Annotated in this window: 11 protein-coding genes and 1 tRNA gene; 7 read left to right on the forward strand and 5 right to left on the reverse strand. The window is 39.2% G+C overall.

The features are described from left to right. Positions 1 to 465, forward strand: a 465-nt coding sequence (locus tag Q5076_RS13045; RefSeq protein WP_303013996.1) for a transposase, incomplete at its 5' end; no start/stop codon positions are given. Between the two features lie 237 nt (positions 466 to 702). Here the strand turns inward: Q5076_RS13045 and Q5076_RS13050 are convergent. Continuing rightward, positions 703 to 776, reverse strand: a tRNA-Arg gene (locus tag Q5076_RS13050). A gap of 493 nt (positions 777 to 1,269) precedes the next feature. Here Q5076_RS13050 and Q5076_RS13055 point away from each other — a divergent pair. The 4 genes from Q5076_RS13055 to Q5076_RS13070 all read left to right on the forward strand — a co-directional run bounded on the left by Q5076_RS13055 (position 1,270) and on the right by Q5076_RS13070 (position 5,819). Further along, positions 1,270 to 2,004, forward strand: a complete 735-nt coding sequence (locus Q5076_RS13055) for a hypothetical protein (protein ID WP_303014002.1) — start codon at positions 1,270 to 1,272, stop codon at positions 2,002 to 2,004. Between the two features lie 629 nt (positions 2,005 to 2,633). Next, entirely contained in the window at positions 2,634 to 3,308 is a 675-nt protein-coding gene (locus Q5076_RS13060) for a DUF2461 domain-containing protein (RefSeq protein WP_303014005.1), read from the forward strand. A 33-nt stretch (positions 3,309 to 3,341) separates the two neighbouring features. Continuing rightward, the gene (locus Q5076_RS13065; protein ID WP_303014007.1) at positions 3,342 to 3,788 is read left to right on the forward strand and encodes a YhcH/YjgK/YiaL family protein; all 447 of its coding nucleotides are present in this window, start codon (positions 3,342 to 3,344) and stop codon (positions 3,786 to 3,788) included. An 18-nt stretch (positions 3,789 to 3,806) separates the two neighbouring features. Beyond that, positions 3,807 to 5,819, forward strand: a complete 2,013-nt coding sequence (locus tag Q5076_RS13070; RefSeq protein ID WP_303014018.1) for an alpha amylase C-terminal domain-containing protein — start codon at positions 3,807 to 3,809, stop codon at positions 5,817 to 5,819. Positions 5,820 to 6,051: 232 nt separating this feature from the next. Here Q5076_RS13070 and Q5076_RS13075 read toward each other — a convergent pair whose 3' ends face one another. From Q5076_RS13075 to Q5076_RS13085, 3 genes are all read right to left on the reverse strand, one after another. Then, a complete protein-coding gene (locus Q5076_RS13075) occupies positions 6,052 to 6,528 on the reverse strand; it encodes a PepSY-like domain-containing protein (protein ID WP_303014019.1) in 477 nt (158 codons plus the stop codon). A 256-nt stretch (positions 6,529 to 6,784) separates the two neighbouring features. Continuing rightward, a complete protein-coding gene (locus tag Q5076_RS13080; RefSeq protein ID WP_303014021.1) occupies positions 6,785 to 8,482 on the reverse strand; it encodes an alpha-amylase family protein in 1,698 nt (565 codons plus the stop codon). A 43-nt stretch (positions 8,483 to 8,525) separates the two neighbouring features. Further along, positions 8,526 to 9,332, reverse strand: a complete 807-nt coding sequence (locus tag Q5076_RS13085) for a patatin-like phospholipase family protein (RefSeq protein WP_303014024.1) — start codon at positions 9,330 to 9,332, stop codon at positions 8,526 to 8,528. A 318-nt stretch (positions 9,333 to 9,650) separates the two neighbouring features. On the opposite strand from Q5076_RS13085, the gene Q5076_RS13090 reads away from it, so the two are divergent. Continuing rightward, positions 9,651 to 11,153, forward strand: coding sequence for a glutamine synthetase family protein (locus Q5076_RS13090; protein ID WP_303014026.1), 1,503 nt, complete (start codon positions 9,651 to 9,653; stop codon positions 11,151 to 11,153). Between the two features lie 150 nt (positions 11,154 to 11,303). Here Q5076_RS13090 and Q5076_RS13095 read toward each other — a convergent pair whose 3' ends face one another. Continuing rightward, a complete protein-coding gene (locus tag Q5076_RS13095) occupies positions 11,304 to 12,500 on the reverse strand; it encodes a multidrug effflux MFS transporter (protein WP_303014027.1) in 1,197 nt (398 codons plus the stop codon). Positions 12,501 to 12,653: 153 nt separating this feature from the next. Between Q5076_RS13095 and Q5076_RS13100 the strand changes: the two genes are divergently transcribed. Continuing rightward, positions 12,654 to 13,508 (forward strand): AraC family transcriptional regulator, encoded by an 855-nt coding sequence (locus Q5076_RS13100; RefSeq protein WP_303014030.1) that lies wholly within the window; start codon positions 12,654 to 12,656, stop codon positions 13,506 to 13,508. The last annotated feature ends 90 nt before the right edge of the window (positions 13,509 to 13,598 follow it).

Genomic DNA, 13,598 nt, shown 5'->3' on the forward strand with positions numbered 1-13,598 from the left:
GTTGAGTTCGGTGCAAAGGCGGGTAACATACAGATAGACGGTATCTCGTTTATCGGGCACCTCTCTTTCAAGGCGTTCAATGAGGGGATACGCCTGAAGGACTGTATCCGTATGCAGCAGAAGCTGATGAATGTGAGGGTAAGATGTGTGGCTGCCGATTCCATATACGCCAACAATGCCAACAGGAAGTTCTGTACGAAATATGGGATATCCACTTCCTTCGTACGCAAGGGAAGGGCGGCAAAGGACGAGGCATTGAGAAAGGTTCTCAGACGTGAACTCTCAAGGGAGAGAGCCACCAGGCTTGAAGGTAGCTTCGGCACTCAGAAACAGCATTACTCACTCTCAAGAATAAAGGCGCGGAACAGGAAGACGGAAATCCTGTGGATTTTCTTCGGAATACATACGGCAAATGCCGTACTGATGATAGAGAAAATCAAAAAAAGGCTGAATAAAGCGGCATGACATGATTTTACAGACAGAATCAGAAGAGGTCGTCGGACTTCTTCCGGAATGTCATGGCCTGCCGGATAAGTTTATCCGATAAAACACAGGAAAATTAAAATAAAAATAGCATATGAAGTGATTATGGTCTGTCATCTTCATATGCTATTTTACTTTTTAGGGACATTTACTGAATATCCCTAATTAGTTATAATAAAAAAATAAATCGATAGCTTTGTATGGACTATCGATTTTTCGTGATTCCGCTGCGATTCGAACGCAGGACCCACGCCTTAGAAGGGCGTTGCTCTATCCAGCTGAGCTACGGAACCAGCCTTATTTGCGGATGCAAAGGTAGTGCTTTTTATGAAAAATCAAAAATAAATTGTGACTTTTTTATTAATGTTTTTCTTTGTCATTATAAGTCAGTGCCTTATATAAACTAAAGCTGTTATTTTGTGATATCTATTTTAGATAAGTATTTAGGACGTGTTGATGTCTCTATCTCTTTTGAGAAAATATCTTTCTATAATCAAAGAATTATTTATAATGAGTTGGAAGAATTGAATATTCGGGGAATAAAACATTATAAACTTAAAAAGAAATGGGTTATTTGTAAAACTCTTTGTTTATCAATAACTTATTCCCTGATTAAATGCTAAAGTCCTGTTTTTGATTTTGTTTATAAGGACTGAGAGTAGATTTTACGAAGAATAACGAACGTTATATAGGTTTCAAAAAGCTCAAAAAATCCAAAATAGAGTTGCTTCTTTCTTTTATTCCTTATACTTTTGGACGATAAACAACTAAAAAACACATAAAGTTATGAAGAAATTGATTTTTTTATTTGCATTTTGCATTGCAGTAACTAACATTTTTGCCCAAACCGACCCTAATCAAATCAAGAAAGAAGGGAATGACGCATTTAACGCTAAAAATTATCCTGTAGCTTATGCCAAGTTCAGCGAATATTTGAAACAGACTAATAATCAGGATTCTGCAACAGCCTATTATTGTGGCATAGCAGCCGATGAAGTGAAAAAATATGCTGAAGCAGTGACTTATTTTGATATTGCCATCCAGAAAAAGTTCAATATTGGTAATGCGTATGCTCGTAAGGCTTTGGCTTTAGATGCAATGAAAAAAACTGATGAATACGTAGCTACATTAGAAGAAGGGCTGAAAGTCGATCCGAAAAATAAGACGATGATTAAGAATTATGGTTTGCATTATTTAAAAGCAGGACTTGCTGCCCAGAAAGCAGGTAAGGCGGAAGAAGCAGAAAAGTGTTTTAAAAAGGTAATACCTTTAGACCATAAGACATATAAGACAAATGCTTTGTATAGTTTAGGAGTATTGTGCTATAATGACGGAGCTAATATTCTGAAAAAAGCAACTCCTTTGGCAAATTCGGATGCAGACAAATATGCTGCAGAGAAAGAAAAAGCGACAGCCAGATTTAAAGAAGCTTTGGATTATTTGGAAGAAGCTGCTAAAGTATCTCCGGAAAATGCTAATGTGAAAAAAATGATTCCGCAAGTACAAGGTGCAATGAAGTAATTTGACTAATTTGGTATAATAAGAAAGGGTTGCCCGATAGACACCGAGGCAACCCTTTTTTTATCCGTATTTGCCTTTATCGAAAAAAAAGAGTATATGCAAAGAATAATCTTGTTACACAGAAAAGTTGCCTAAGGTACTCTTCCCATTCATATCTTCCTTGTCGGATACGTGATAGTTTTTCCTTACATTCATTATTTCAGATGCAACAGGCTGTGTATATAGAAATGATTTAGAAAAAGGAAATTTTGTAACACAATTAAGGAAACATTTTCTGATTATATTATTTAATGCAATAATCGGTTAGGGAGAATCTTGATACCGGTTGATGAGAAACATTTAATTCTATAAACCGGATTTAACGGAAAATATGAGAGAGTCGCTGAACAAAGTCTTTGGGTCATCTGTTATATTTATGTGTTTTTCATAGTATTAGATATAAGATTAATTAAAAGAGATTGTACTCCACTTGTGAAAGCTAAAGTACGTCATGGACAGAAGAGTCTGTTTTTTTGATAAATGTGTTAAAGCATCGGTTTTATCAGACCGATGCTTTTTTTATGTCCTTTTGTTATGTTTTGTAGTTTATATGAAATAAAATTTGTACGTTTGTAGAGTAATAATAGAAAATGATAAAGATGAACATACCTGTTATCTTTCAGTTTTTAAAAGAACTTTCAGCGAATAATAATCGTGATTGGTTCAATAAACATCGGGCGGAATATGAAACGGCCCGTGCCGAATTTGAAAATTTCCTAGCAGCGGTTATCGCCCGTATTTCCCTGTTTGACGAATCTGTTCGGGGAATTCAGCCTAAAGATTGTACATATCGTATTTATCGTGATACACGATTCTCGGCGGATAAGACTCCGTATAAAATACATTTCGGTGGCTATATCAATTCGAAAGGAAAGAAATCCGACCATTGCGGTTATTATGTACATTTGCAACCGGGTGGCTCTATGCTTGCCGGGGGCAGTTTATGCTTGCCTTCTAATGTATTGAAAGCAGTGCGACAATCCATCTATGACAATATTGAGGAATTTGTTTCAATAGTGGAAGACCCGGAGTTTAAAAAATATTTTCCGGTAATAGGAGAAGACTTTCTGAAAACGGCTCCTAAAGGTTTTCCGAAAGACTTTAAATATATCGATTATTTGAAGTGCAGAGAATATGTTTGTTCATATTATGTTCCTGATGACTTTTTCACTCGGTCGGATGTGTTGGAGCAGATAGATAAAGTATTCCGTCAATTTAAGCGGTTTGCAGATTTTATCAATTACACAATTGACGATTTTGAATAATACTTAGAATATAAACTTTAAAATTTTGCTTATATGGTAGTAGATACTTTAGAAAAACTGGAAAAATATGTGGCTTTAAATCCTTTGTTTGTGCAAGCTGTCGAGTTCCTGAAATCCCGCGAACTCCAGACTTTAGAAATAGGCAAGACCGAATTAAAAGGAAAAGATTTATTGGTAAATGTCACGCAGACTAAACCCAAAACCAAAGAGGAAGCCAAGTTGGAAACTCATAAGGAATTTATTGATATTCAGATTCCGTTGTCAGGGACAGAAATTATGGGATATACTGCTGCAAAAGATTGTGTTCCGGCGGATGCTTCCTATAATGTGGAGAAAGATATAACTTTCTTTGAAGGATTGGCGGAGACTTATATTGCTGTGAAGCCGGGGATGTTTGCCATCTTTTTTCCGCAAGACGGACATGCTCCTGGTATTACCCCGGATGGAGTGAAGAAAATAATTATAAAAGTAAAAGCATAATCCTAATTTAATTCTGATATGGAAAAGACACTGAATCTTATTAAGAACGATCCTTGGTTGGAACCCTTCGCTAATGCCATTATAGGACGGCATCAACATGTCCTGGACAAAGAAGCTGAATTAACCGGCAAAGGAAAACAAACTTTGTCGGATTTTGCATCGGGTTACCTTTATTTTGGGTTACATCGTACAGATAAAGGCTGGACTTTCCGCGAGTGGGCTCCTAATGCCAGCCATATCTATATGGTAGGTACGTTTAACAATTGGGAGGAAAAGGCGGCTTATAAATTGAAAAAACTGAAAAATGGCAATTGGGAGATTAATCTTCCGGCAGATGCTATCCGTCACGGGGATTTGTATAAGTTGAACGTCTATTGGGACGGTGGACAAGGAGAGCGTATCCCTGCTTGGGCTACACGTGTTGTTCAAGATGAACAGACTAAAATTTTCAGTGCCCAAGTGTGGGCCCCGGAGAAACCTTATAAATTCAAGAAAAAGACTTTCAAACCCAACACCAGTCCTCTATTGATTTATGAATGCCATATCGGAATGGGCCAACAAGAAGAAAAGGTAGGAACTTATAATGAGTTCCGTGAAAAAGTGTTGCCACGCATTGCCAAAGAAGGGTATAATTGCATTCAGATTATGGCTATTCAGGAACATCCTTATTATGGAAGTTTTGGTTACCATGTGTCTAGTTTCTTTGCAGCTTCTTCCCGTTTCGGTACTCCGGATGAGTTGAAAGAGCTGATTGATACAGCCCATAGTATGGGAATCGCTGTGATTATGGATATTGTCCATTCGCATGCCGTGAAAAATGAAGTCGAGGGATTAGGAAATTTTGCAGGTGATCCCAATCAATATTTCTATCCGGGGGGGCGTCGTGAACATCCGGCCTGGGATTCGCTTTGTTTTGATTACGGTAAAAATGAAGTCATTCATTTTCTTTTGTCCAACTGTAAATTCTGGTTGGAAGAGTATAAGTTTGACGGATTCCGTTTTGACGGAGTGACGTCCATGCTTTATTTTAGCCATGGGTTGGGAGAAGCTTTCTGTAATTATGGAGACTATTTTAACGGACATCAGGATGACAATGCCATATGTTATCTGACGTTGGCTAATGAAGTGATTCACCAAGTTAATCCGAAGGCGATAACGATAGCCGAAGAAGTTTCCGGTATGCCCGGGCTTGCGGCGAAGTTTGAAGATGGAGGTTATGGGTTTGATTATCGCATGGCAATGAACATTCCGGATTACTGGATTAAGATAATCAAAGAAAAGATAGATGAGGACTGGAAACCTTCCAGTATGTTTTGGGAAGTAACCAACCGTCGCCGGGATGAGAAAACAATTTCTTATGCGGAAAGCCACGACCAGGCGTTGGTAGGAGACAAGACAATTATTTTCCGTTTGATTGATGCGGATATGTATTGGCACATGCAGAAGGGAGATGAAAATTATGTAGTTAACCGTGGAATTGCCTTGCATAAGATGATTCGCCTATTGACCTCTTCTACGATAAACGGAGGATATCTGAATTTTATGGGAAATGAATTCGGCCATCCTGAATGGATTGATTTCCCGCGTGAAGGCAACGGATGGTCTTGTAAGTATGCTCGTCGCCAATGGGATTTGGTAGATAATAAAAATCTGGCTTACCATTATATGGGAGACTTTGATGAAGAAATGTTGAAGGTTATCAAGAGTGTGAAAGATTTCCAGGCAACCCCCATTCAGGAAATATGGCATAATGACGGTGACCAGGTATTGGCTTACGGACGTAAAGACTTGATTTTTGTCTTTAACTTCAACCCCAAACAATCATTCACGGATTACGGCTTCCTAGTATCTCCTGGAGCTTATGAAGTAATATTGAATACGGATAATGTAGCATTTGGCGGTAATGGCCTTGCGGACGATTCCGTCGTTCATTTTACTATTGCCGACCCGTTGTATAAGAAAGAGAAAAAAGAGTGGTTGAAACTTTATATTCCTGCACGTACCGCTGTTGTATTGAGGAAGAAAAAATAAGAACTTTTGAAAACAAAAAGGACAGCAGGCTTGTTGAAACCTCGTTTCAAAGAAGAAAAAAATTAAATTGAAACAAGGTTGTCACACCGATGGTAAAAAAGCCATATCACAACTCGCAAAAAGTGAAGAGTTTGGTATGGCTTTTTCATATGATGCCGGTTACACAATCTATAACTATTGAGGATAATATCTTGATTGGGTATTTTCCTGTTTATTGTAGTATTGTGTAACTCTATAGAAATGTTCCAGGTCCTAAAATGTCATGCATATAACTGACATTCCGTGTTTTTAGCAGTATTCCTTTCGGAGTATAAAATAACTGGTATTTAATGTCAACATTGTCTTGTCCTACTTTAATGACAATAATCGCTTGCCATTTTGGAAACTCTGTCATAGTGACATCATCGACTACCCAATCGGCGTAAGAGCTGGATGTAAAAGCATTGTAAACGGCAGGTGACAATCGGTCGAGGCTGACGAGGTCTGTCTGCGTCATTTCCCATTCCCCTTCGGCGTTGAACCATACATTTTTAGTGAATCCGTTTATAACGAAGTTAGCGTCATAGTATCCGTCGTCTTGTGACCAAGCTACATCATTTGCAATAGGATACATCTTTTTAAATGTCATCCATACATTGTGGGGAGGGGTGATTGCGAAGACAGAGATAGATAATATCAATAAAATCAATGGAATATAAAATCTCTTCATAAGCTTTTAGTTTAAAAGATATTATTTTATCATACTAAACAGCTTTCGGGGAGAATTGTTTGTGTGTAGGGATATTAAAATAAAATTGTATCCAGAGAAAACATTCATTTTCTCGCTCTCTTTATTCCAAATATATTGGAAACACCTCTTTTACCTCTACAAGAAAAGACTTTCCGATACATTCGGAATAAAGAGACATCGGGAAATAATTTTTTATTTAACGCAACCTATAATAGAAAGCAGTAATTCCGATTTTTTAAAATGTAATTTTCAGTATCTTTCCATTATATCCTTCAATTGATGTTTCCGTAGCCTTGTAAGGCAGTAAACAGATTTCCTCTTTTGTACCGGTTAATAAGTCGATAGCCTGGCAAGTTTCCGTTTGGGGGATTTGCAGGAAGTCAAAAGCATGCGGAGGAATATTAATAGCCACATCTGCCGTCTGCCTGTCAAAGTTGGCAATAATGAGCAATAACTCATTCCGGTATTTGCGCATAAATGTATATTGCTTGTGTTCATTGAAACGCCATCCATTTTGGTTGGCATACATTAAATCAAAGAAAACACCTTTTGCAATGGCCTGTTCTTCATTACATAAAGTCAATACTTTCCGATAAATATTATATAAGTATGTATGTTCCTCATTCAGCATCTTACCGTCAAATTTTCCCCCGTTACGCCACCGGCGGATAGTATCTATGCTCCAATAGTCAAATATGGTCGTCCGTCCGTCCCTACCGCTGAAACCTTCATTGTCCATTCCTGATTCTCCAAATTCCTGTCCGAAATAAATCATCATAGGATTGGTGTTCATACAAGCGGAAACAATGAGTGCCGGAATTCCTTTATGCGGATTACCCGCGAAGAAATCGGAAGCAATGCGTTGCTCATCATGATTCTCAAGGAAATTCAGCATTCTTTTCTCTATTCCGTTCAAACTTTGCCAGCAGTAAGTAATAGAAGTGGCGGAACCATATCCACAGGTTACATTGCGAAGCGTATCGTATAAACCTACTTTATCATATAAATAGTCGAATTTTCCGCGGAATAAATAGTTACGATATTCGTTAGGGTTATAAACTTCTGCTATAAAAAGAATGTCCGGATAAACGTTTTTCACTTGAGGTATAACCCATCCCCAAAATTCTACAGGTACCATTTCCGCCATGTCGCAACGGAAGCCATCAATGTCTTTTGACGCCCAGAATAAGAGAATATCCAACATTTTTATCCATGTGTCCGGAATTGGAGAAAAATGACATGTCCCCCCATTTTGATAATCTATTCCGTAATTCAGTTTGATTGTCTCATACCAGTCTGTAATATCGGGAGTAGCGTCAAAGCGATTGTTACCGGTAGCTTTGGCTGGAGACTCATGATAAGGTTCAGGTGCGCCGGCCTTCATATCAAACTGGGCGCGAAGTTCGGATTGGGGGATATAATAAAAATTATTATAAGGGCTAAAAGATTGAGTAGAATCATCATTGGCCCCCAATTCCGTTGTTCCGTCAGGCTGTGCATCCGAATGGTATTGGCGCGCTACGTGGTTGGGAACAAAATCGATGATAACTTTCAGCCCGGAACGATGCGTGCGATGTACAAGATTCTCAAATTCTTTCATTCGTCCGGGGATATCATTGGCAAGGTCCGGGTCTACGTCATAATAATCTTTGATTGCATAAGGAGAACCGGCCTTCCCCTTCACGATAGCAGGATGGTCTGGACTGATGTTGTAGCGTCGGTAATCGGTTTGTGTGGCATGCTCGATAATTCCTGTGTACCAGATATGGGTCGTACCCAGCTTCTTGATTTCCCCAAGCGCCTTGAGAGTAAAATCGGCCATTTTTCCACAACCATTGGTTGCAATATCTCCGTTATGAACACAATGGTTATTATTGTTACCAAACAAACGGGTAAATACTTGATAGATGATTATTTTATTTCTGTCATTCATATAGAATCGTTTTTTATATTCATATTAACTTCAAATACGATAATTACTTCCATATTTTTCCTTTTTCAGCCAATAGCCGGTTCAGAACTTCATTTGCGGCATTATATCCTTGTTCGAATATTTCTTCTGCTTTCTCCAATTCTGTATTGCTATATCCATAAAGATTGTACGGCTCTACCAGCAAATCGCATTTCTCCCTTTCGGGAAAAGTATTGGCTCGGAACATGAAATGGAATGAGCGCATAGCAATGCTGACAATATTCATTTTATAATCTTGTGCCATAATAGGACTTACATTGATGGCTACTACTTTGTCACAAATCCTGCGAAGAGTAGAAACCGGGAGGTTCATTAATAACCCGCCGTCTACATAATTCGTTCCTTCGATGTTGACCGGAGCGAACATGACAGGCATGCAACATGAGGCTGCCACCCGTTCGGCAATGGAACCTCGATGAAAATGTACCATACGGCCGTGGTCGAGGTCGGTTGCCGTGATGATTAGAGGAATCTGCAACTCCTCCAGATTCTTCGCTTTTAAATTTGTCCGGAGGAAATCCATGAATTCACAAAGCTCAAATAAACCTTTTTTGGGAATTACCAGTTTGGTTAAATCCTGGAACTTGTGTCCGGAAAAATAGTCAAGTACTTTATGAGGCTCGTTTCCATCCGCGTAAAATACTCCCGCAAGCGCTCCTGCACTTACACCGGAAATAATATCCGGTTTAATGTCATGTTCCAGAAGAGACTGCATCACACCCAAATGAGCAAAGCCTTTGATAAATCCTCCGCTTAAAGCATAACCTATTTGATATTTCCGATTAGTCCAGTTATTTGTATATACCTCCATGAATTTTCACTTTCTTTTAATTCGCTACGAATTTAATGAATTTATTGATAGCAAAAGGAACATGCGGTTAGTTTTTTAAATCATAACTCGAAATCATCTGTTTCACGTCCGATTGGAGAAAGTTTCTTTCTGCATACAATTAAAAGTGCGGTCAGGGGGATTCTCAGAGAGTGGACGGTTCTGTTTTTCAGCAATAAAAAATGTTTTTTTCATTGAAGTAGGCAATTATTCATTTTTTAGTTTGTTCAAATAGCAGTATTTGTTATCTTTGGCGGTTGAGAACCGTTTTAATCGTATAACAATGAAAAACAACCGATTATGAATCAAGAACTATTAATGAACGCTAACCAGTTAGTCGCATTTCTTCAGAAACCGGCTTTTGAATTTACTAAGGCGGATATTATCTCGTTTGTCAAACAGAATAACATTCGTATGCTCAATTTCATGTATCCTGCGGGAGACGGTCGCCTGAAAACTTTAAATTTTGTTATTAACAATGAGGCTTACTTGGAAGCTATCCTTACCTGCGGAGAACGTGTAGACGGTTCCAGCCTTTTCCCTTTTATCGAAGCGGGAAGCAGCGACCTCTATGTCATTCCCCGTTTCCGTACGGCATTTATCGACCCGTTTGCCGAAATCCCGACTTTATCTCTGCTTTGTTCCTTTTTTAATAAGGATGGAGAGCCGTTGGAGAGTTCGCCGGAACATACGCTTCGCAAGGCAAGTCATGCATTTACAGATGTGACCGGAATGGAATTTCAGGCAATGGGAGAACTGGAATATTATGTCATAGCACCTGATACAGGCATGTTTCCCGCAACAGACCAGCGTGGTTATCATGAATCGGGGCCTTATGCGAAATTCAATGAATTCCGTACACAGTGCATGTCATATATTGCACAGGCTGGAGGACAAATTAAGTACGGACATTCGGAAGTCGGCAATTTTACTTTAGACGGATATATTTATGAACAGAATGAAATAGAATTTCTTCCTGTAAATGTAGAACAGGCAGCCGACCAATTGATGATTGCCAAATGGGTAATTCGTAACTTGGGATATAAATATGGATATAATGTCACATTTGCACCCAAGATTACGACCGGTAAAGCCGGTTCGGGACTACATATTCACATGCGTATCATGAAAGATGGAAAAAACCAGATGTTGAAAGACGGTATTCTGTCGGATACGGCTCGTAAGGCTATTGCAGGAATGATGGAACTGGCTCCGTCAATTACCGCTTTTGGGAATACGAATCCCACTTCTTATTTTCGTCTTGTTCCCCATCAGGAGGCGCCGACTAATGTATGTTGGGGAGACAGGAACCGTTCAGTGTTGGTACGTGTACCGTTAGGATGGGCTGCCAAAACGGATATGTGCGTGTTGGCAAATCCGTTGGAAACGGAAAGTTCCTTTGATACCAGTCAAAAACAAACGGTAGAAATGCGTTCGCCGGATGGCTCGGCAGATTTATATCAATTACTTGCCGGACTGGCTGTTGCCTGCCGTCATGGATTTGAAATGGCAAATGCTTTGGAAGTTGCGGAGAAAACTTATGTGAATGTGAATATTCATCAAAAAGAAAATGCCGATAAACTAAAAATGCTGACCCAGTTGCCTGATAGTTGTGCCGCTTCGGCAGATTGCTTGGAACGGCAGAGGGCTGTCTTTGAAAAATACAATGTATTCAGTCCGGCCATGATAAATGGTATTATCAGTAAACTGCGCGGTTATAAAGATGAAACGTTACGTGCTGATTTAGAAAAGAAACCGCAGGAAATGTTGGATTTAGTCCATAAATATTTCCATTGCGGGTAATCCTTTAGCATCATAAAGCATTAAAACAAGTTTAGTATGTTTGGAATAGCAAGAACATGCCGGACTTGTTTTAATTTATATGTAAACACTTCGAATCTTTAAACTGCAAGTCCGGTGTACCGGTTACCGTCCTCTTCTTTTAGGAACAGTTCAAGGACAACCGGTTTTATAAACCATTGGCGAAGCCGGATGCAGTAATGCATATCGCATACACAGATATGAGCATAATGAGCCGATGAGAAATAAAGCGGCGGTAGATAACATGATGTTGCCGATACCTGCCAAAGGAGATACGATTCCTCCGAACGCATAGCCGGTTGCTCCTAAAAGTGCCGAAGCAACGCCGGCATTTTTTCGTTCACAGTCCATAGCCAGTGTGTTGGAAGCTGTAAAAGTTATTCCTACCATTGCGAGTAAACTGAAAATTAATATCTCATAAATCCAAAAATTGCATCCTAAATAAAATAATATCAAAGTCAATGCCGATATACATAACATTCCGTAGCTTCCCGTATGTAATGCCTGTTCCATCGTTGGAAACCTGACAGCAATAGCAGATGAGATAACCATGGCAATAGCATTTATTCCGAAACAAATGCTAAAAAACAGGGGAGAAAGCCCGTAATGTTCCTGCATAATGAAAGGCGCAGAAGATATATTGGTAAATAAAACCCCTATGGTGAAGCCATATTGCAAGATGTAACAGATATACTGACGATTGCGTAGTACAACTCTGAAATTATGATACATATCCTTCCATCGGACACATTGTTTTTGTTCTTCAGGCAATGATTCATGAAGATGAATACTTCCGGCCAATAAAATGATTCCTAACAAAAACAGAAACCAGAATATTCCCTGCCAGCCGGCAATATTAGCCAGCAGCCCTCCTCCAATCGGAGCTATAACAGTCGCTATTCCATTAATGGCGCCGATGATTGCCAGCATTTTGGCAAGTTCGTGCGCATAATATTTGTCAGTGGCTATGGAACGGGAAATAACTACACCGCCGGCTCCCGCCATTCCTTGTATGAAACGTAAAACTATAAACTGTAAAATCGTCTGGGCAAAAATACAACCGGCAGTTGATAATAAGAATAAAACCATTGCCGCCAGCAAAGGAGGACGCCGCCCGTATTTGTCACTTAATGAACCGAAAACCAGTTGTCCAGCAGCCAGTCCGACCATACTTGCAGTAAGCCCTAACTGTATCATGGAAGAAGTGGTGTGGAAGAAGTCTGACATTGCGGGTAAAGTAGGCAAGTACATATCCATAACGAACGGTCCGAAAGCGCTTAAAGTGCCAAGAAAGATTAATATGAATATCTTTGAATTCTGTTTATGCATGTATATAGTCTTTTTTAATCCGGCTGCAAAATTACCTTACAAGCATGAAATAAAACTTGTATTAAATCATACAAAACATTTCATATTAGGAACATTATTACCAAATGCCGCAAAATATATCTACATTTGTTGCGTAAAACAGAATAACGTGTTATGTTTGACGACTTACTACCTTCCGATACGACGACAATCAGATATGAGGAAACCGCTCTTTCATCTCTGAAACAGAATCCATGCCATTTCAAATGCGGCATTTATTTAATCTGTGTGCAAGGAGAAAGCATTATTTCGACCGGAGTAGAGCAGTATGTTTTTAATGAGCAAACAGAACTGATTTTCTTGACGGGAGGCCTGATACAAGTAATACATGTGTCAGCCGATTTTAAAGCGCGTCTGTTGATGTTTCCCAAAGATGTTTTTCTAAAAGCGATGTTGCCGGTCGATACTCCTTATTTCAATTATACACATGAACATCCTTATTATCACCATACGGAAGATGAAAGGAGCCAGAAAACCTGGAGGGAGATTATGCTATGGATGGATGTGGCACAAATGCTGTTTGAAAATAATACTACGTCCCAATTCAGACAACAGCAAGAGTATAATTTTCTGCAAAGCCTGCTGATGTGGTTATTTAATACGATACCGGAGAAACTTGCGCTCAATAGCCATTACAGCAGGAAACAGATTCTTTGCCACCAGTTTTTGCAATTGGTACGGGAATATAGTACCCAGGAACACCAGGTTACGTTTTATGCAGAGAAAATGTGCATTTCATCTCGTTATTTGTATAAAGTGACTGTTGAATATCTCAACGGGAAAACTCCTAAACAAGTGATAGATGAACAATTGCTGGCAGAGGTTAAAGTTCTTTTGAATGAGCCTTATTTGTCAGTAACGGAGATAGCCGAACAGTTGAACTTTGCCGACCAGTCATATTTGACCCGCTTTTTTAAAAAAAATACCGGAATGGCTCCTAAAGAATTCCGTTCACGGAAATCTTGGTGAAAATGCCGGTGAAAATACTGATGAGAATAAGTCCGTTTGCTGTTTATCGGATTTTTTATTTCGTTAGGCGTCACGCTCTTAGCATGGTAA

It is taken from the genome of uncultured Bacteroides sp. (assembly GCF_958445495.1).
Classification (GTDB): Bacteria; Bacteroidota; Bacteroidia; order Bacteroidales; family Bacteroidaceae; genus Bacteroides.

What these genes read in the sequence shown, in the direction of transcription:
- Q5076_RS13055 (WP_303014002.1), top strand. Translation starts at nt 1,270, where the DNA reads ATGAAGAAATTGATTTTTTTATTTGCATTTTGCATTGCAGTAACTAAC.
- Q5076_RS13060 (WP_303014005.1), top strand. Translation starts at nt 2,634, where the DNA reads ATGATAAAGATGAACATACCTGTTATCTTTCAGTTTTTAAAAGAACTT.
- Q5076_RS13065 (WP_303014007.1), top strand. Translation starts at nt 3,342, where the DNA reads ATGGTAGTAGATACTTTAGAAAAACTGGAAAAATATGTGGCTTTAAAT.
- Q5076_RS13070 (WP_303014018.1), top strand. Translation starts at nt 3,807, where the DNA reads ATGGAAAAGACACTGAATCTTATTAAGAACGATCCTTGGTTGGAACCC.
- Q5076_RS13075 (WP_303014019.1), bottom strand. Translation starts at nt 6,528, where the DNA reads ATGAAGAGATTTTATATTCCATTGATTTTATTGATATTATCTATCTCT.
- Q5076_RS13080 (WP_303014021.1), bottom strand. Translation starts at nt 8,482, where the DNA reads ATGAATGACAGAAATAAAATAATCATCTATCAAGTATTTACCCGTTTG.
- Q5076_RS13085 (WP_303014024.1), bottom strand. Translation starts at nt 9,332, where the DNA reads ATGGAGGTATATACAAATAACTGGACTAATCGGAAATATCAAATAGGT.
- Q5076_RS13090 (WP_303014026.1), top strand. Translation starts at nt 9,651, where the DNA reads ATGAATCAAGAACTATTAATGAACGCTAACCAGTTAGTCGCATTTCTT.
- Q5076_RS13095 (WP_303014027.1), bottom strand. Translation starts at nt 12,500, where the DNA reads ATGCATAAACAGAATTCAAAGATATTCATATTAATCTTTCTTGGCACT.
- Q5076_RS13100 (WP_303014030.1), top strand. Translation starts at nt 12,654, where the DNA reads ATGTTTGACGACTTACTACCTTCCGATACGACGACAATCAGATATGAG.